19 protein-coding genes are annotated in these 18,122 nt (G+C 71.5%); 16 read left to right on the plus strand and 3 right to left on the minus strand.

Going from position 1 to position 18,122, the window contains the following annotated elements; translation table 11 throughout:
• Positions 1–19 precede the first annotated feature (19 nt).
• The 6 genes from AB0N02_RS20820 to AB0N02_RS20845 all read left to right on the plus strand — a co-directional run bounded on the left by AB0N02_RS20820 (position 20) and on the right by AB0N02_RS20845 (position 5,936).
• Positions 20–1,216 carry a branched-chain amino acid ABC transporter substrate-binding protein gene (locus AB0N02_RS20820; protein ID WP_363948830.1) on the plus strand — a complete coding sequence of 399 codons (1,197 nt, stop codon included), beginning with the start codon at positions 20–22 and terminating at the stop codon, positions 1,214–1,216.
• Positions 1,217–1,403: 187 nt separating this feature from the next.
• Entirely contained in the window at positions 1,404–2,315 is a 912-nt protein-coding gene (locus tag AB0N02_RS20825; RefSeq protein ID WP_363948833.1) for a branched-chain amino acid ABC transporter permease, read from the plus strand.
• Positions 2,312–3,286: a branched-chain amino acid ABC transporter permease gene (locus AB0N02_RS20830; RefSeq protein WP_363948835.1), complete on the plus strand. Its 975-nt coding sequence runs from the start codon at positions 2,312–2,314 to the stop codon at positions 3,284–3,286. The genes AB0N02_RS20825 and AB0N02_RS20830 overlap by 4 nt, the downstream gene beginning before the upstream one ends.
• Positions 3,283–4,050, plus strand: a complete 768-nt coding sequence (locus AB0N02_RS20835; protein WP_363948838.1) for an ABC transporter ATP-binding protein — start codon at positions 3,283–3,285, stop codon at positions 4,048–4,050. The genes AB0N02_RS20830 and AB0N02_RS20835 overlap by 4 nt, the downstream gene beginning before the upstream one ends.
• Complete coding sequence (locus tag AB0N02_RS20840; RefSeq protein ID WP_363948841.1) at positions 4,043–4,747, plus strand: ABC transporter ATP-binding protein; 705 nt, start codon at positions 4,043–4,045, stop codon at positions 4,745–4,747. Before AB0N02_RS20835 ends, AB0N02_RS20840 begins: the two co-directional genes overlap by 8 nt.
• Before the next feature lie 508 nt (positions 4,748–5,255).
• A complete protein-coding gene (locus AB0N02_RS20845) occupies positions 5,256–5,936 on the plus strand; it encodes a GntR family transcriptional regulator (protein WP_363948844.1) in 681 nt (226 codons plus the stop codon).
• Positions 5,937–5,941: 5 nt separating this feature from the next.
• On the opposite strand, the gene AB0N02_RS20850 is transcribed toward AB0N02_RS20845, so the two are convergent.
• From AB0N02_RS20850 to AB0N02_RS20860, 3 genes are all read right to left on the minus strand, one after another.
• The gene (locus tag AB0N02_RS20850) at positions 5,942–6,871 is read right to left on the minus strand and encodes an EamA family transporter (RefSeq protein ID WP_363948846.1); all 930 of its coding nucleotides are present in this window, start codon (positions 6,869–6,871) and stop codon (positions 5,942–5,944) included.
• A 67-nt stretch (positions 6,872–6,938) separates the two neighbouring features.
• Positions 6,939–7,667 (minus strand): ABC transporter permease, encoded by a 729-nt coding sequence (locus tag AB0N02_RS20855; protein ID WP_363949202.1) that lies wholly within the window; start codon positions 7,665–7,667, stop codon positions 6,939–6,941.
• A gap of 103 nt (positions 7,668–7,770) precedes the next feature.
• The gene (locus AB0N02_RS20860; RefSeq protein ID WP_363948848.1) at positions 7,771–8,679 is read right to left on the minus strand and encodes an ABC transporter ATP-binding protein; all 909 of its coding nucleotides are present in this window, start codon (positions 8,677–8,679) and stop codon (positions 7,771–7,773) included.
• A 256-nt stretch (positions 8,680–8,935) separates the two neighbouring features.
• Here AB0N02_RS20860 and AB0N02_RS20865 point away from each other — a divergent pair, with 256 nt between their 5' ends.
• The 10 genes from AB0N02_RS20865 (at position 8,936) to AB0N02_RS20910 (ending at position 17,925) form a co-directional block, all read left to right on the plus strand.
• Entirely contained in the window at positions 8,936–9,700 is a 765-nt protein-coding gene (locus AB0N02_RS20865; RefSeq protein WP_363948850.1) for a VOC family protein, read from the plus strand.
• 391 nt (positions 9,701–10,091) lie between these two features.
• Positions 10,092–11,333, plus strand: a complete 1,242-nt coding sequence (locus AB0N02_RS20870; protein WP_363948853.1) for a multidrug effflux MFS transporter — start codon at positions 10,092–10,094, stop codon at positions 11,331–11,333.
• 105 nt (positions 11,334–11,438) lie between these two features.
• The gene (locus tag AB0N02_RS20875) at positions 11,439–12,230 is read left to right on the plus strand and encodes a helix-turn-helix domain-containing protein (protein WP_363949205.1); all 792 of its coding nucleotides are present in this window, start codon (positions 11,439–11,441) and stop codon (positions 12,228–12,230) included.
• Positions 12,227–13,639, plus strand: coding sequence for a Fe-S cluster assembly protein SufB (sufB, locus tag AB0N02_RS20880; protein ID WP_363948855.1), 1,413 nt, complete (start codon positions 12,227–12,229; stop codon positions 13,637–13,639). The genes AB0N02_RS20875 and sufB overlap by 4 nt, the downstream gene beginning before the upstream one ends.
• Positions 13,639–14,757, plus strand: coding sequence for a Fe-S cluster assembly protein SufD (gene sufD / locus AB0N02_RS20885; RefSeq protein ID WP_363948856.1), 1,119 nt, complete (start codon positions 13,639–13,641; stop codon positions 14,755–14,757). The genes sufB and sufD overlap by 1 nt, the downstream gene beginning before the upstream one ends.
• Complete coding sequence (locus AB0N02_RS20890) at positions 14,754–15,071, plus strand: non-heme iron oxygenase ferredoxin subunit (protein ID WP_363948858.1); 318 nt, start codon at positions 14,754–14,756, stop codon at positions 15,069–15,071. Before sufD ends, AB0N02_RS20890 begins: the two co-directional genes overlap by 4 nt.
• A 44-nt stretch (positions 15,072–15,115) precedes the next feature.
• Positions 15,116–15,847 carry a Fe-S cluster assembly ATPase SufC gene (sufC, locus tag AB0N02_RS20895; RefSeq protein ID WP_363949208.1) on the plus strand — a complete coding sequence of 244 codons (732 nt, stop codon included), beginning with the start codon at positions 15,116–15,118 and terminating at the stop codon, positions 15,845–15,847.
• Entirely contained in the window at positions 15,847–17,106 is a 1,260-nt protein-coding gene (locus tag AB0N02_RS20900; RefSeq protein WP_363948860.1) for a cysteine desulfurase, read from the plus strand. Before sufC ends, AB0N02_RS20900 begins: the two co-directional genes overlap by 1 nt.
• Positions 17,107–17,125: 19 nt before the next feature.
• Positions 17,126–17,563 (plus strand): Fe-S cluster assembly sulfur transfer protein SufU, encoded by a 438-nt coding sequence (sufU, locus tag AB0N02_RS20905; RefSeq protein ID WP_363948862.1) that lies wholly within the window; start codon positions 17,126–17,128, stop codon positions 17,561–17,563.
• Entirely contained in the window at positions 17,560–17,925 is a 366-nt protein-coding gene (locus AB0N02_RS20910) for a metal-sulfur cluster assembly factor (RefSeq protein WP_363948864.1), read from the plus strand. The genes sufU and AB0N02_RS20910 overlap by 4 nt, the downstream gene beginning before the upstream one ends.
• Positions 17,926–18,122 lie beyond the last annotated feature (197 nt).

Raw genomic sequence — 18,122 nt, forward strand, 5'->3', positions numbered from 1 at the left:
TTGATGTGAGGAGCCGCGCATGCGCGTCACCCCCCGGAAGTCCTCCCTCAGACCTCTGGCCGCACTGGTTCTCGCCGCCCTCCTGACCGCCGGATGCGGCCAGGGCCTGCTCGGCGGCGGGCAGCGCACCGGCGGCGACGCCGCCGGGAGCGGAAAGAACGGCGGCCCGATCCTGCTCGGCATGCTGATCCCGCAGTCCGGCGGCGAGGCCGCCATCGGCCCCTACATGAGCAACGCCGCCCGGCTCGCGGTCGACGAGATCAACGCCAGGGGCGGCGTGCTCGGCCGCAAGCTGGAGCTCAGGACCGCCGACGACGCCTGTGACGCCCAGTCGGCGGCGGCCGGGGCCGGCAAGCTGGTCACGGAGGGCGTGGCCATCTCGGTGGGCGGCTACTGCTCGGGCGCGACCCTGCCCACCCTGCCGATCTTCGGCAAGGCCGGAATCCCAATGATCATTCCCGCGGCCAACTCCCAGGAACTGGTCGACCAGAGGCTCAAGCACGTCTTCCTGATCAACGGCACCGGCTCCCAGCAGGCGGCGGCGGCCGAGAAGTGGATCACCAAGAAGGACGCGAAACGCGTCGCGCTGGTACACGACAACACCAGCTACTCCAAGGACATCGCGGTCCGGGCCAAGGCCCTGCTCGACGCCCCGGGCGGCGCCGAGGCCGTGCTCGTCGAGGCGGTCACCCCCAAGGAGAGCGACTACAGCGCCAACGTCACCGACATCCTGGCCGCCGAACCCGACTTCGTCTACTGGACCGGCTACTTCCAGGAGGGCGGCCTGATCGCCCGCCAGCTCCGCCAGGCCGGGTACCGGGGATCCATCATGGTCGCCGACGGCGCGGTCTCCCCCAAGCTGGTCGAGATCGCGGGCGCGGACGCCGCCGAGGGCGTCTACGCCACCATGACCCAGACCCCCGAAACGCTCCGCGGCGCGGAGAAGTGGATCTCCGCCTACCGCGCCGGGTACGGCGCCGACCCCGGCCCCTACTCCAACCAGGCCTACGACGCGGTACGGCTGGCCGCCGAGGCGATCACCAGGGCGGGCGGCACCGACGGAACCAAGGTCATCGCCGCGCTGGAGGCGATCGACGGCTTCCCGATGTTCTCCGGGCCGCTGAGGTTCACCCCGGAGCACACGCTGGCGAACGGGGGCTTCCAGATCCTCGTCGTCACCGGCGGCAGGTTCCGGCTGCAGGACACGCTCGGATGAGCGGGCGAGACGAGAGCGCCCGCGGAGCCGGCGGGCGTGGAGGCAGCGGGCACGGAGGCAGCGGGCACGGAGTCGGCGGGCACGTAAGCGGTGGGCACGTAAGCGGTGGGCACGGAGTCGGCGGGGGTGGCGGCGGGTGTGTCCGGGCGCACGGCGCGCCGGCCGCCCGGCGGGCGCGGGAGGCCCAATGACCCCGGCGACCCCGGTGACACAGCTCGTCTGGAACGGGCTTTTCGTCGGCTCCTTCTACGCCCTGGTCGCGCTGGGCTACAGCATGGTCTACGGGATCGTCAGACTCCTCAACTTCGCCCACGGCGACCTGTACATGCTCGGCGCGTTCGTCGGTTTCGCGATCCTCGGCGCGACGGGCGGGGTCTCGCCCGCGATGACCCTGCCGGTGCTGCTCGCGGTGCTCCTGGTGACCATGCTGGTCACCGGCCTCGCCGGAGTCGTGCTGGAGCGGATCGCCTACCGGCCGCTGCGCCGCGCCCCCCGCCTCTCCCTGCTGATCACCGCGGTCGGCGCCTCCTTCGCCCTGGAGTACGGCATGCGCGCCGCCGCCGGCGCCGACCCCCGCGTCTACCCGCTCCGGCTCGGCGGCACCCCCATGGAGGTCCTGGGCGCCCGCCTCACCCTCCAGCAGCTCGTGCTGGTCGGCGTGGCGGTGGCGCTCATGGCGGGGCTCGACCTGCTGGTCACCCGGACGGGGGAGGGGCGGGCCATGCGGGCCGTCGCCCTGGATCCGCGCACCAGCTCGCTGATGGGCATCGACGTCGACGCGGTGATCACCCGGACCTTCTTCCTCGGCTCGGCCCTCGCCGGGGGAGCCGGGGTGATGGCCGGGGCCTACTACGGGAAGATCGACTTCCTGATGGGCTTCCTGATCGGCCTCAAGGCCTTCACGGCGGCGGTCATCGGCGGGATCGGCAACATCCCGGGCACGATGCTCGGCGGGCTGCTGCTCGGGCTGCTGGAGTCGTTCGGCACGTTCTGGCTGGGCGGCGAATGGCGGGACGTGTTCGCCTTCGGGGTGCTGATCCTGTTCCTGACCGTGCGGCCCACCGGCCTGCTCGGCGAGCGCGTCGCGGAGCGGGTATGACCGTGGCCAGGACACGCCGCCCGGGGACCGGCGGGTCCCGGCCCCGACCACGGCTCCGGCGCCCCGGGCCGACGGCCGGCCGGTGGGCGGGACCCGCCGGGCTGCTGATCGCCCTGCTCGCGCCCTTCGTGGACGCCAGGCCGTACGCGCTGTCGGTCATGACCAGCGCGGCCGTCTTCGTGATGCTCGCCGCGGGGCTGAACATCGTGGTCGGCTACTGCGGCCTGCTCGACCTCGGTTACGTCGCCTTCTTCGCGGTCGGCGCCTACACCAGCGGGGTGCTGTCCACCCGTTTCGGCCTGCCGCTCCCGCTCACCGTGCCCGCCGTCGTCGTGGCCACGGTCATCGCCGGGATCGTCGTCGGAGCCCCGACCCTGCGGCTGCGCAGCGACTATCTCGCCATCGTCACCCTCGGCTTCGGCGAGATCATCCGGATCACCGCGAACAACCTGGACGTCACCGGAGGCCCCTCCGGCATCTACGGCATCCCGCATCTGGTCGAGGACCCGGTGCTCTTCTACTACCTGACCGTCGCGGTGGTCTCCCTGGCCGTCCTCGGCGCGGCCCGCCTCGGCCGCTCCCGCCTGGGCAGGGCCTGGCGGTTCGTCCGCGAGGACGAGAACGCCGCCGAGGCCATGGGCGTGCACACCTACCGCGTCAAACTCGCCGCCTACGTCGCCGGGGCCGTCTGGGGCGGCCTGGCCGGGGTGCTGTTCGCCGCCCAGCTGTCGGCCGTCTCCCCGGCCAGCTTCACCTTCCTGTCGTCCGCGCTGGTCCTGATGGCCGTCGTCCTGGGCGGCATGGGGTCGGTCCCCGGCGTCGTCGTCGGCGCCGTCGTGATCAGTCTTCTGCCCGAGGTCCTGCGCGACCTGGCCGGCCACCGGTTCCTGCTGTTCGGCCTCCTGCTCATCGCCGTCATGCTGCTGCGTCCCCAGGGACTGTGGCCCGTCCGTTCCCGGGAGGTCCCGTGAGCCTGCTGAGCGTGGAGAACCTGCGCCTGTCGTTCGGCGGCCTGACCGCCGTCGACGGCCTCACGTTCTCGGCAGGCGAGGCGGAGATCGTCTCCGTCATCGGGCCGAACGGCGCGGGCAAGACGTCGGTCTTCAACTGCGTCACAGGGTTCTACCGCCCCGACTCCGGCCGGATCACTCTGGACGGCAGGCGGCTGACGGGCCTGAGACCGTCCGCCGTCGCCGCCCTCGGCGTCGCGCGGACCTTCCAGAACCCGCGGCTGTTCGGCGAGTTGTCCGTCCTGGACAACGTGCGCGCCGGATCCCACCTGTGGCTGCGGCAGAGCGTGCTCGACGCCCTGCTGCACACCCCCCGCTACCGCCGCTCCGAACGCGAGTGCACCGAGCAGGCCAACCACTGGCTGGACTTCGTCGGCCTGCGCGGCGACCGGTACGGCGCCGCCCGCGCCCTGCCCTACGGTGAGCGGCGCCGTACCGAGATCGCCAGGGCGCTGGCCCGCCGCCCCCGCCTGCTGCTGCTCGACGAGCCCGCCGCCGGGCTCAACCACGGCGAGAAGGCCGAGATGCTCGGCCTGATCCGGCGGATCGGGGAGCTGGGCGTCGCCGTCGTGCTCATCGAACACGACATGGGCCTGGTCATGGAGGTCTCGGAGCGCGTGATCGTGCTCAACTTCGGCCGGAAGATCGCCGAGGGGAGCCCCCGGGACGTCCGCAGGAACCCGGCCGTCATCGAGGCGTACCTCGGAGGTGAGATCCATGCTTGAGATCCGCGGGCTGCACGTCCACTACGGCGGTGTGCACGCCCTGCGCGGCCTGTCGCTCGCCGTCTCACCGGGGGAGATCGTCGCGCTGCTGGGCAACAACGGCGCGGGCAAGACCACCGCGCTGGCGGCGGTCTCCGGGCTGGTACGGCCGAGCGCGGGCACGATCGTCTTCCGCGGCGAGGACATCACGGGCGAGCGGCCCCACCGCATCGCCGCGCGCGGCCTGGCGCACGTCCCCGAGGGGCGCGGGGTCTTCGGCACCCTCACCGTGCACGAGAACCTGCAGCTGGGCGGTCACCCGGTCCGCGACCGGGCCGAGGTCCGCGGGCGGATCGAACGCGTCTACGGGCTGCTGCCCCGCCTGGCCGAGCGGCGCGGCCAGCAGGCGGGGACGCTCTCCGGCGGCGAGCAGCAGATGCTGGCCATCGGCAGGGCCCTGGTCGCCGGGCCGGAGCTGCTGCTGCTCGACGAGCCCTCCATGGGCCTGGCCCCGATGATGGTCGCCTCGGTGATGGAGCTGATCGCGGGCGTCAACGCCGAGGGCACCTCGGTGCTGCTCGTCGAGCAGAACGCGACCGCCGCGCTCGGGATCGCCCACAGGGGGTACGTGGTCGGCGGCGGCGTCCTCACCCTGGACGGCCCGGCCGCGGGACTGCGCGAGGACCCGCGGGTCGTCGCGGCCTACCTGGGCGGCTGAGACCCGGAGGGAAGCCGGGATGCGGCGGGCGGGCCGGAAGGCGGGAGAGGGCGGGAGCGCCACAGTAAGGGGCACGGTGAGGGGCGCGGTGAGGGCCGCGGTGAGGGGCGCGGTGAGGGGCGCGGTGAGGGCCGCGGTATCGGCGCGGGGATTCCCCTGTTCGGCGGTAGGCTGACCCGCGACGACGCTACCGTGGTCGCGGTCGGCTCCCGCGAGCCCGGCGCCCGGGAGGTCGGCGATCGTCTCCTAGCGCGGGCCACCGTGGTCGCCGGGGCCCGCACCGCCGCTCTGGCCGAGGCGGGAGATCCGATCGTCCCGCTGCGGAACGGTACGATCACCACTGGTCATCTGGCCGGGAACCCCGGGGAACCGGTCGCCGGTCCCGTGCCTCACGGCCCGGGATCCCGGATGTTCGAGAGCGTGGGCATGGCGTGGGAGGGCCCGGTGGCGGCCTCCGTTCACGAGGCGCCCACGAGGCGTGGACGAATGCGAGATGAGAGGCGCTGGAATGGTTCCTTCGGCGGAGGATCGGCTCGACCTGCCGGCCGTGGGTGAGCGGCAGAGCCTGCGCGAGCAGGTGGCCCACGCGCTGCGGGCGGCCCTGATCACCGGTGAGATGCGGCCCGGCGTGGTCTACTCGGCTCCCGTGCTGGCGGCCCAGTTCGGCGTCTCCGCGACCCCGGTGCGCGAGGCGATGCTCGACCTGGCCAAGGAGGGCCTGGTCGAGGCGGTGCGCAACAAGGGCTTCCGGGTCACCGAGCTGTCCGAGCGCGACCTAGACGATCTCACCGAGATCCGCAGGCTCATCGAGGTGCCCACGGTCGCGCGGCTGGCCGGAGCGGACCGGGCCGGGAGCTTCGAGGCGCTGCGTCCCGTGGCCCAGGAGATCGTCGACGCCGCCGAACGCGGTGACCTGCTCGCCTACGTGGACGCCGACATCCGTTTCCACGTGGACCTCCTGGCGCTGGCCGGCAACGCGCACCTGGTCGAGGTGGTGCGCGATCTGCGCAAGCGCGCCCGTCTGTACGGCTTGTCGGCCCTGTCCGCGCGCGGCGCCCTGATCGACTCGGCCCGCGAGCACCTCCGGCTGCTCGACCTGCTCTCCGCCGGCGACACCGCGGGCGCGGAGCGGCTGATGCACGACCACATCCAGCACGTCCGGGGCATCTGGGCCAGCAACCCGGAGTAGACGGCTCAGCCGGGTGTCCCCCGGGAGGAGCGGGTCGCGCCCACGCTGGCGACGACCACGCAGCCGATGGCCGCCCACTCGCGCACGTCGAGCACCTCGCCCAGCACCAGCAGTCCCACCATCGCGGCCACCGCGGGCTCCAGGCTCATCAGGATGCCGAACACCCGCTTCGGCATCCTGCGCAGCGCCTCCAGCTCGAGCGAGTAGGGGATGACCGACGACAGCAGGCCGACGCCGAGCCCGATCAGCAGCACCTCGGGCCGCAGCAGGTCGGCGCCGCCGGTGCCGATCCCCACCGGGGCGATCAGCAGGAACGACACGATCATCGCGAGGGACAGGCCGGTGGTGCCGGGGACGCGGCGTCCCACGGAGGCCGACAGCAGGATGTAGGCGGCCCAGCAGACGGCCGCGATCAGGGCGAATCCGATCCCGGCCCAGCTGATCCGCGAGGCCGCCGTGCCCCACGGGGCCAGCAGCGCCACACCGGAGCCCGCCAGCGCCACCCAGAGCAGGTCGAGGCGGCGGTGCGAGGCCGCCACCGCGACCCCGAGCGGGCCGAGGAACTCGATCGCGACCGCGACGCCCATGGGCATGTGGGACAGCGCCTCGTAGAACGACAGGTTCATCACGCCCAGCGCCACGCCGAAGGCCACCACGGCCCCGACGTCGCCGCGGCTGAGGCCCCTCAGTCGCGGCCGGCCGATGATCCCCATGACCAGCGCGCCCGTCGCGATGCGCAGGAACACCACGGCGCTCGGCGGCAGCTGGGAGAACAGGTCCTTGGCGAAGCCCGCGCCCACCTGCACCGACAGGATCGCCAGCAGCACCAGTCCCGAGGGCGGGACGGCGTCGGAGGCGGCTCGCAGCAGCGTGCCGGGCCTGGGCAGACCCCGCTTGTACGGCTCGGCGGGCCCCTGCAGGGCGTCGGCGGTCATGGAACTCCTCGCGTCACTAGCCACACGGGTGTTCACACCTTACCGGTCGGGAAAACCCCAGGAAGGGTCACTCCCAGCGGAACGTCCGCGACGCGAGAGCGAGGGAGGCGACGGCCCAGGCGGCCAGGACGAGCACGGGCCCGAGAGAGAGCCCGGCGCCCTCGCTCAGGACCGAGCGGAGGCCGCCGGTCAGCGCGGTGATCGGCAGCAGCCGCAGCACCGGCTCGACCGAGTCGGGGAAGACCGACAGCGGGAAGACGACCCCGCCGCAGCCGAGCAGGACCAGGTAGACCAGGTTGGCCCCGGCGAGCGTCGCCTCGGCGCGCAGCGTGCCCGCCATCAGCAGGGCCAGCCCGCTGAACGCGGCGGTGCCCAGCAGGACGAGCAGCAGGACCTCCGCGAGCGCGGCCGGCGGGGAGCCGGTGGGACGCCAGCCGAGTGCGGCCGCCACGGCGCCGATGACGACGACCTGGACGATCTCCACGGCGACCACCGCGAGCGTCTTGGACAGCATCAGCCCCGTCCGCGACAGCGGGGTCGCGCCCAGCCGCTTCAGCACGCCGTACCGGCGTTCGAAACCGGTGGCGATGGCCTGGCCGGTGAAGGCCGTGGACATCACGGCCAGCGCGAGCACGCCGGGGGTGATGAAGTTCACCCGGGGGCCGCCGCCGACGTTCACCAGCGGCGCGGCCGAGAACCCGACGAGCAGCAGCACCGGGATGATCAGCGTCAGCAGGAGCTGCTCGCCGTTGCGGAGCGTCGCCCGGATCTCCGCCCCCGTCTGCGCCAGCACCATCCGGTGCAGCGGCGCGGCCCCCGGGGCGGGCGTGAGGTCCAGGGTCGTCACTGGGATCTCCTGCGAATCTGGGCGGGCCGCGCGCGGCGGGTCGGGGAGGGGGTCATCGGAGCTCACGTCCGGTCAGTTCGAGGAAGACGTCTTCCAGGGTGCGGCGCTCGATGCTCAGGTCGTCGGCGGTCACGCCCTCGGCGGCGCACCAGGCGGTCACCGTCGCCAGCAGCTCGGGCGCGACCAGCCCCTCGATGATGTAGTGCCCGGAGGGCGACTCCTTGGCCGCGCTGCCGGCCGGCAACGCGGTGAGCAGCTCGTCCAGGGCGAGGCCGGGGCGGGCGCGGAAGCGCAGCTGCCGCTCCGCGCCGGTGAGCGAGGCGGGCGTGCCCTCGGCGACGACCCTGCCGTGATCGATGATCACGACCCGGTCGGAGAGCCTCTCCGCCTCGTCCATGTGGTGGGTGGTGAGCACGACCGAGACCCCGGCGGCGCGCAGGTCGCCGACCAGCTCCCAGCACGCGTGCCGTGCCTGCGGGTCCAGGCCCGCGGTCGGTTCGTCGAGGAAGACCAGCTCGGGGCGGCCGATGACGGCCGCCGCCAGTGACACGCGCTGCTGCTGGCCGCCCGACATCCTGCGGTACGGCGTGCGGGCGTGCTCGGTCAGGCCGAGCCGCTCCAGCAGCGCCGCCGGGTCCAGCGGGGCGGCGTGGAAGCGGGACATCAGGCGCAGCCACTCCCCGCAGCGCGCCGCGGGGGGCACGCCTCCGGCCTGGAGCATCACCCCGACCCTGGCCCTGAGCTCGAGGCTGGACGGGGCGAGCCCGAGCACCCGCACGGTGCCGCCGTCGGCAGGCCGGAACCCCTCGCAGATCTCGATGGTCGAGGTCTTGCCCGCGCCGTTCGGGCCGAGGATCGCGGTCACCGCGCCACGGGCGGCACTGAGCGTGAGGCCGTCGATCGCGGTCGTTCGGCCGTATCTCTTGACCAGATCGGTCACCTCGACGGCTGGGGATTCCATGGCCACGAGTTTAGGGACTGCGCCGGGCGGTCACGCTGCCGGACCTGCGGGGAGAAGCCCGCGGTGCCCGGGGGACATGTCCTGATCACGCCCTGACCATGTCCGATAAAAGGCTTCGGGCGGATCCCGCCAAGGCTTTTGATCTTCCCGGGGCGCCCCGATCCGCGCGTGCCACGCTGAGCGTGTCCCGAATCATGACATGAGGAGGTTCGGCGTGTCCGAGCGGAGTGGTTGCGAATCAGGTGTTCCCTGCCGGGTGGATCTGTCGAGCACCGACGTCACCCTGTCGGTCAGGTTCTACCGGGAGCTCTTCGGCTGGGAGGCGGTGTTCGACCCGCGCCCGGAGTCCGGCGGGTACGGGCGGTTCACGCTGGACGGGAAGGTCGTCGCGGGGATCGGTCCCGGCCTCGGCGACGGCGTCCCCTCGGTCTGGAACACCTACGTCGCCACCGGCGACGCCGAGGCCACCGCCTCGGCCGTCCGCGCGGCCGGGGGCGGGGTCGAGCTGGAGCCCGCGCGGGCGTTCGGCGAGGGAGTCGTGACCGCCTTCCAGGACCCCTCGGGGGCCTTCCTCATGGCCTGGCAGGCGGGGCGGCCCGCCGCGACGATCACGGGGATCACAGGGAGCACGGGGATCAGGGACGCCGTCGGTCCCGGCAGGCCGGCCTGGAGCGAGCTGGTGACCCGGGAGGCCGGTGTGGGCGAGGCCTTCTACCGGGCCGTCTTCGACTGGAGCCTCAAGGACGACGGCCTGCCGGGCGCGCCGTACGCCCGGTGGCACCTGCACGGCCGTCCCGTCGCGGGGGCGGTGAGGCCGGAGGCCTCCCTCCCGCCGGACACGCCGTCGCACTGGAGGGCCTGCTTCGCCGTCGGCGACGCGGCGGCGGCGGTGGAGCGGGTCCGGGATCTGGGCGGTGCCGTGCTCGTGCCGCCCGCGCCGACGCCCGCGGGGCGGCGGGCGGTGGTCGCCGATCCGCAGTTCGCGGTGTTCGGGCTGATCGAGCCGGGAGGCGCGCCGTGACGAGGCGGACCGGGCCCGTCCGCCCGCACCGGCCTCTCCGGGCCGGAGGCGCCGTGTCCGTCACGGGCGCCGGGGGAGTCGCCGGGGGAGTTAGGGATGTCCGGAAACAGCGGGCCGCGGGTGAGGGCGCCGCGGGCCCTCCGTGACCGCGCACGGCCGTCCATGTCCGTGAGGGGTCCGTGAGGGGTCCGTGAGGGGTCCGTGAGAGGCCCTGTGAGGGCCCTGTGAGAGGTCTGAGCGGACCGGTTGACCACGCCGAGGATTACTCGGGGTGGTAAATCTTCCTTGCGGAAATTTTCCATGTTCGGGAATTCGGTCGACCTGATCCTGGTTGGGAACCCCTGGCCCCCATGGGCCCGTCGTGGCCCGTGAGGGATGAGGGGGATCGGATATGACCGCGGCCGTCACCGAGGCCGAGGCCGGGGTCGCCCCCGCCGCGCGGCGCAGAAGAGTGCTGCTGCTCGTCCTGGGGGCGCTGTCCGCCATCGGCCCGCTCTCGATCGACATGTACCTGCCCGCGCTGCCGGCCATCGCCGGGGAGATGGGCACCGGCCAGGCCCAGGTGCAGCTCACCCTGACCGCCTGCCTCGTCGGCCTGTCGATCGGCCAGGTCCTCGCGGGCCCGATCAGCGACACGCGCGGGCGGCGCGGGCCGCTGCTGGCCGGTATCGCCGCCTACGCGATCGCCTCGCTGTTGTGCGCGTTCTCCCCCTCGGTGTACGGGCTGGTCGGGTTCCGCCTGCTGCAGGGGGTCGCGGGCGGCGCCGCGCTGGTGATCGTCCGCGCGGTCGTCAGGGACCTCTACGAGGGCGCCGCCATCGCCCGCATCTTCGCCACGCTCATGCTCGTCAGCGGCCTGGCGCCGGTCCTGGCCCCGATCGCGGGGGCGCAGCTGCTCGCCCACACCTCCTGGCGCGGGGTGTTCGTCTCGCTGAGCGTGGCCGGGCTCCTGCTGCTGGCGGCCTCGCTGCGCACCGTCGGCGAGACGCTTCCCGCCGACCGGCGCGAGGGGGGCGGCCTGCGGCACACCCTCGTCACCTTCGGGCACCTGCTGCGCGACCGGTCCTTCATGGCCTGCGCGCTGGCCGCCGGTCTGGGCTTCGGCGCCATGTTCGCCTACATCTCCGGCTCGCCCTTCGTGCTCCAGGAGGTCTACGGCGCCTCGCCCCAGACCTTCTCCCTGGTGTTCGGCCTGAACGCGATCGGCATGACCCTCGTCTCGCAGATCGGCGGCCGGCTCACCGGGCGCGTGACGACCCCCGCGCGGCTCGTCGTGATCGGCCTGCTCCTCTCGGTCGCCGGGGCGGGGGCGCTGGTCGTCGTCGGGCTCCTCCACCTGCCCCTCGCGGCGCTGGTCGCCGGGCTGCTCGTGATGCTGTGCGGGCTGGGCCTGGCCCTGCCGAGCGTCGGCGCGCTGGCCCTGGCGGGCCAGCCGCGGCAGGTCGCGGGCAGCGCCTCCGGGCTGACGGGGGTGCTGCAGTTCGCGATCGGCGCGGCCGCGGCCCCGCTGGTCGGCCTGGGCGACCAGAGTTCGGCGCTGCCGATGGCCCTCGTCCTGGCCGGGCTCACCCTCGGCTCCGTCGTCGCGTTCGCGGGTCTGCGCAGATCATCGGCCGACGTTTCCGCAGCTTAGGTAAGCCTTGCCTGCGTGATTAATCGCATTCTCCGCAAGTCGGGCGATGGTTTGTAAGCGGGGAAGCAATTAAGGCACACTGATGTTGTGAAATACGTGACCGAGATGCCGGACACGGAGGAGGCCGCCGCCGTGCGGCTCTCCGGCGTGTCCGCCGAGCGGAGCACGCGCGCGCGTGTCGCCCGGCTCATCCTGGAACACGGACCGATCACGGCCCCCGCCCTTGGCGAGCGGCTCGGGCTCACCCCGGCCGCCGTCCGCCGCCATCTGGACGCGCTGCTCGCCGACGGGATGATCGAGCCCCGTACGGCCCGCCCTCGCGGCCAGCGTGGCCGGGGACGTCCCGCCAAGCTGTTCGCGATAACCGACGCCGGCCGAAGCGCCTTCGAGCACGCCTACGACGGGCTCGCGGGAAGCGCGCTGCGTTTCCTGGCCGAGCGGGCCGGCGAGCAGGCCGTGGCCGAGTTCGCCCGGTCACAGGTCTCCGGACTCGTCACGCGCCTGCGGCACAAGATGCGCGAGGTCCCCGCCGACCAGCGCGTGCGCGTGCTGGCCGAGGCCCTGTCGGCCGACGGCTACGCCGCCTCGGCCAGCAGGGCGAGCCTCGGCGGTGAGCAGCTGTGCCAGCACCACTGCCCGGTGGCGCACGTGGCCGCGGAGTTCCCGCAGCTCTGCGAGGCGGAGACGGAGGCGTTCGCGCAGATCCTCGGCACACCGGTGCAGAGGCTGGCGACCATAGCCCATGGCGACGGGGTGTGCACCACCCACGTGAGCCCTCACCGAGGGACGGCCGAGCCCGGTGCGGTGGCGCGGCAGGCGCGACGGCAGGCATCCGGGGCATCGCCCTCGGCGACCCAAGAATCGATCGACGAAACGAGCAAGGAGACCGGAAGGTGACTGTCACCGACCGCCCGGAGCTGGAAGGCCTCGGGAATTACAAGTTCGGCTGGGCCGACTCCGATGTCGCCGGAGCCGCGGCCCGCCGTGGCCTGTCCGAGGAGGTCGTCCGCAACATCTCCGCGCTCAAGAACGAGCCGGAGTGGATGCTGGACCTCCGCCTGAAGGGTCTGCGCCTGTTCGGCAAGAAGCCCATGCCGACCTGGGGCTCCGATCTCAGCGGGATCGACTTCGACAACATCAAGTACTTCGTGCGCTCGACCGAGAAGCAGGCGGCCTCCTGGGAGGAGCTGCCCGCTGACATCAGGAACACCTACGACAAGCTCGGCATCCCGGAGGCGGAGAAGCAGCGCCTGATCGCCGGCGTCGCCGCCCAGTACGAATCCGAGGTCGTCTACCACAAGATCCGTGAGGACCTCGAGGAGAAGGGTGTCATCTTCGTCGACACCGACACCGCGCTCAAGGAGCACGAGGAGATCTTCAAGGAGTACTTCGGCACCGTGATCCCGGTCGGCGACAACAAGTTCGCCGCGCTGAACACGGCCGTGTGGAGCGGCGGCAGCTTCATCTACGTGCCGCCGAACGTCAACGTCGAGATCCCTCTGCAGGCCTACTTCCGGATCAACACCGAGAACATGGGCCAGTTCGAGCGCACCCTGATCGTCGTGGACGAGAACTCCTACGTCCACTACGTCGAGGGCTGCACCGCGCCGATCTACTCCTCCGACTCGCTGCACAGCGCGGTCGTGGAGATCATCGTGAAGAAGGGCGCCCGCTGCCGTTACACGACCATCCAGAACTGGTCGAACAACGTCTACAACCTGGTCACCAAGCGCGCCGTGGCGTACGAGGGCGCGACCATGGAGTGGATCGACGGCAACATCGGCTCCAAGGTCACGATGAAGTACCCCGCCGTCTACCTGATGGGCCAGTACGCCAAGGGCGAGACGCTGAGCGTCGCCTTCGCCGGCGAGGGGCAGCACCAGGACGCCGGATCCAAGATGGTGCACCTGGCGCCGAACACCAGCTCGACCGTGATCTCCAAGTCCGTCGCCCGGGGCGGCGGCCGCACCTCCTACCGCGGCCTGGTCCAGATCGAGGAGGGCGCGCACGGCAGCGCCAGCACGGTCAAGTGCGACGCGCTGCTGGTCGACCAGATCAGCCGCTCCGACACCTACCCCTACGTCGACGTCCGCGAGGACGACGTCTCCATGGGGCACGAGGCCACCGTCTCCAAGGTCTCCGAGGACCAGCTGTTCTACCTGATGAGCCGCGGCCTGAACGAGGACGAGGCCATGGCGATGATCGTGCGCGGCTTCGTCGAGCCGATCGCGCGTGAGCTGCCGATGGAGTACGCCCTCGAGCTGAACCGCCTGATCGAGCTGCAGATGGAAGGGGCCGTCGGCTGATGGGTCTCGAAACCAAACCCGTGTCGACCCTTCATGAGAAGGCCTCCTTCGACCTGGCCGACTTCCCGGTGCCCACGGGGCGCGAGGAGGAGTGGCGCTTCACCCCGCTGTCCCGTCTGAAGGGCCTGCACACCGGCGCCGCCGCCTCCGGCGGCGTCGTGGTCCAGGTGGACGCCGCCCCCGAGGTCACCGTGGAGACCGTCGGCCGCGACGACCTGCGGCTGGGCAAGGCGTACGTGCCCGCCGACCGGGTCAGCGCCCAGGCCTACGGATCCTTCGAGAAGGCCACCGTCATCACGGTCCCGCGCGAGGCGGTCGCCTCCAAGCCGACCGTGATCACCGTGACCGGCTCCGGCGAGGGCGCGGCCTACGGCCACACCCTGGTCAAGCTCGAGGCGATGGCCGAGGCCGTCGTCGTCCTGGAGCACCAGGGCAGCGCCGTCTACGCCGACAACGTCGAGTTCGTCGTCGGCGAGGGCGCCACGCTCAAGGTCGTCAGCCTGCAGGACTGGGCCGACGACGCCGTGCACGTCTCCCACCACCACGCCCTGCTCGGCAAGGACGCGACCTTCCGCAGCTTCGTGGTCACCCTGGGCGGCGACCTGGTGCGCCTTTCGCCGTCGGTCTCCTACACCGGGCCCGGCGGAGACGCCGACCTGACCGGCCTGTACTTCGTGGACGCCGGCCAGCACCTGGAGCACCGCCTGCTGGTCGACCACTCCACGCCCAACTGCAAGAGCAACGTCGTCTACAAGGGCGCGCTGCAGGGCGACGACGCGCACGCCGTGTGGATCGGCGACGTCATCATCCGGGTCGAGGCCGAGGGCACCGACACCTACGAGCTCAACCGGAACCTCCTGCTCACCGACGGCGCGCGCGCCGACTCGGTGCCGAACCTGGAGATCCTCACCGGAGAGGTCGCGGGAGCCGGCCACGCCAGCGCCTCGGGCCGCCTGGACGACGAGCACATCTTCTACCTCCAGGCCCGCGGCATCCCGTTCGAGGAGGCCCGCCGCCTGGTCATCCGGGGCTTCTTCGCACAGCTCCTGGAGAAGATCGAACTGGACGAGCTGCGCGAGCGGGTGTTCGCCAAGGTTGAGGCGGAGCTCGAGAAGTGACATTCGAGAAGGTCTGCAAGCTCACCGACATCCCCGACGACGGCGTGATCGGCGTCGAGGTCGAGGAGACGCCGGTCGCCCTGGTCCGCCGGGGCACCGAGGTCTACGCCCTGCACGACGTGTGCTCCCACGCCGAGGTCAAGCTCAGCGAGGGCGAGGTCTACGACGGCAGCCTGGAGTGCTGGCTGCACGGCTCGTGTTTCGACCTGCGCTCGGGCAAGCCCACCGGGCCGCCCGCGACCAAGCCCGTCCCCGTCTACCAAGTCAAGATCGACGGCGATGACGTTCTCGTCTCGCTCTCGAAGGAGTCGTAACAGTGTCTGATTCGAGCCGAGTCCACCCCGGGTCCACCCTTGAGATCCGTGACCTGCAGGTCTCCGTCGCGGACAAGGAGATCCTGCGCGGGGTCAATCTCACCGTGCGGGCCGGCGAGACCCACGCCATCATGGGCCCCAACGGCTCGGGCAAGTCCACGCTCGCCTACGCGATCGCCGGTCACCCCAAGTACACCGTCACGGGCGGCCAGGTGCTGCTGGACGGCGCCGACCTGCTGGACATGTCGGTCGACGAGCGTGCCCGCGCCGGCCTCTTCCTCGCCATGCAGTACCCCGTCGAGGTCCCCGGCGTCAGCGTCTCCAACTTCCTGCGCTCCGCGGTCACCTCCGTGCGCGGCGAGGCGCCCAAGCTCCGCCAGTTCGCCAAGGACCTGAAGGCCGGCATGGACGCGCTGTCCATCGACGCCGCCTTCGCCCAGCGCAACCTGAACGAGGGCTTCTCCGGCGGCGAGAAGAAGCGCCACGAGATCCTCCAGCTGGAGCTGCTCAAGCCGAAGATCGCCGTTCTCGACGAGACCGACTCGGGACTCGACGTGGACGCGCTGCGGGTGGTCTCCGAGGGCATCAACCGCTTCCGCTCCTCCGGCGAGACCGGGGTGCTGCTCATCACCCACTACACCCGCATCCTGCGCTACGTGAAGCCGGACTTCGTCCACGTCTTCGCCGGCGGCCGGATCGTCGAGCAGGGCGGCCCCGAGCTCGCCGAGAAGCTGGAGGCCGAGGGCTACGAGGCCTACACGAAGGCAATCGCCTGATGAACACCGGCTTCGATGTGGAACGGATCAGGAAGGACTTCCCGGTCCTCTCCCGCGAGCTGCCCGGAGGCAGGCCGCTGGTCTACCTCGACTCGGGCAACTCCTCGCAGAAGCCCACGCAGGTCATCGAGGCCATGCGTGAGCACCTGGCCGTGCACTACGCCAACGTCGGCCGCGCCATGCACGTGCTGGGCGCCGAGTCGACCGAGGCCTACGAGAACGCCCGCGACAAGGTCGCCGCCTTCATCGGCGCGCCGAGCCGTGACGAGATCGTCTTCACCAAGAACGCCTCGGAGGCGCTCAACCTGGTGGCCTACGCCTTCGGCAACCCGATGGGCGAGGACCCCCGGTTCCGGATCGAGCCCGGTGACGAGATCGTCATCTCCGAGATGGAGCACCACTCCAACATCGTGCCGTGGCAGCTGCTCGCGCAGCGCACCGGTGTCACGCTGAAGTGGTTCTCCGTCACCGACGAGGGCAGGCTCGACCTGTCGAACCTCGAGGAGCTCGTCACCGAGCGCACGAAGATCGTTTCGATCGCGCACCAGTCGAACGTGCTCGGCACCGTCAACCCGGTCGCCCAGGTGCTCGCCAGGGCCCGCCAGGTCGGCGCGCTGACCATGCTCGACGGCTCGCAGTCGGTGCCCCACCGGCCGGTGGACGTCGCCGCGCTCGGGGTGGACTTCCTGGCCTTCACCGGGCACAAGGCCGTCGGCCCCTCCGGGATCGGCGTGCTGTGGGCCCGGGGTGAGCTGCTCGAGGCCATGCCGCCGTTCCTGGGGGGCGGGGAGATGATCGAGGCGGTCTGGATGGACCGTTCGACTTACGCGCCCGCGCCCCACAAGTTCGAGGCGGGAACGCCGCCGATCGTCGAGGCCGTCGGCCTCGGCGCCGCACTGGACTACCTGTCCGGGATCGGTATGAACGCCATCGCCGAGCACGAGCACGAGCTCACCGGCTACGCCCTGGAGGCGCTGCGGGAGATCCCCGGGCTGCGGGTGATCGGCCCGGAGAATCTGGACGAGCGTGGTGGTACGGTCTCTTTCACCCTTGAGGGGATTCATCCACACGACGTCGGGCAGATCCTCGATGACAACTTCGGGGTGGCCGTACGGGTGGGGCACCACTGCGCCCGGCCGCTGCACCTGAGGTTCGGGATTCCCGCGACCACGCGGGCGTCGTTCTATCTTTACAACACCCCGGCCGAGATCGACGCCCTGGTCCGCGGCCTCCACCACGTGCAGAAGGTGTTCGCCTAGCCATGCCGGAGCAGCCCAGATGATCGCCGAGTCCATGTACCAGGAGCTGATCCTGGAGCACTACAAGCACCCTCAGGGGCGAGGTCTGCGCGACCCGTACGACGCCGAGGTGCACCACGTGAACCCGACGTGCGGCGACGAGATCACCATGCGCGTGAAACTGGGCGACGGCGGCAAGGTCGAGGACGTCTCCTACGACGGTCAGGGCTGCTCCATCAGCCAGGCCGCCGCCTCGGTGCTGTACGAGCTGGCGGCCGGTTCGACGGTGCACGACAGCCTCGCGGTGGTGGAGGAGTTCACCCGGCTCATGCAGAGCAGGGGACAGATCGAGGCGGACGAGGAGGTGCTCGGCGACGCCGTGGCGTTCGCCGGGGTCGCCAAGTATCCCGCCCGGGTGAAGTGCGCGCTTCTGGCCTGGATGGCCTACAAGGACGCGGTCGTGAGGAGTTCTGAATGAGCAAGCCTGTTGAGACGCCGACCACGGCCTACGACGGGGAGACGACCCTCGACGAGGTCATGGAGGCCCTCAAGGACGTCGTCGACCCCGAGCTCGGCATCAACGTCGTGGACCTCGGCCTGATCTACGGGATCAACCTGGACGAGGCCGGGGCGGGGACGCCGCCGATCGCCACCATCGACATGACGCTGACCAGCGCGGCCTGCCCGCTGACCGACGTCATCGAGGACCAGGCGCACTCGGCCCTGGAGGGCATGGTCTCCGACGTGAAGATCAACTGGGTCTGGCTCCCGCCGTGGGGGCCGGACAAGATCACCGATGAGGGGCGCGAGCAGCTGCGCATGCTCGGTTTCAACGTCTGATCCATCGTCCGACCCATCTCCCGCTACGGCCCGCGCCCGAAAAGGGTGCGGGCCGTAGCGGATTGTGTGAGAGAATGCCCGACGCCGGGAAGAAACGCCCGGTGCGGAGCGTTGTCTCCGCCAACGGACAAGCGTTCGCCACGTGCAGGACGCCCCGGATGAACCCGGCACTGCGAACGCCGGGTATGCTTGATCGT

The sequence above is a fragment of the Streptosporangium sp. NPDC051022 genome, from assembly GCF_040683035.1.
In the GTDB taxonomy this organism is placed as follows: Bacteria; Actinomycetota; Actinomycetes; order Streptosporangiales; family Streptosporangiaceae; genus Streptosporangium.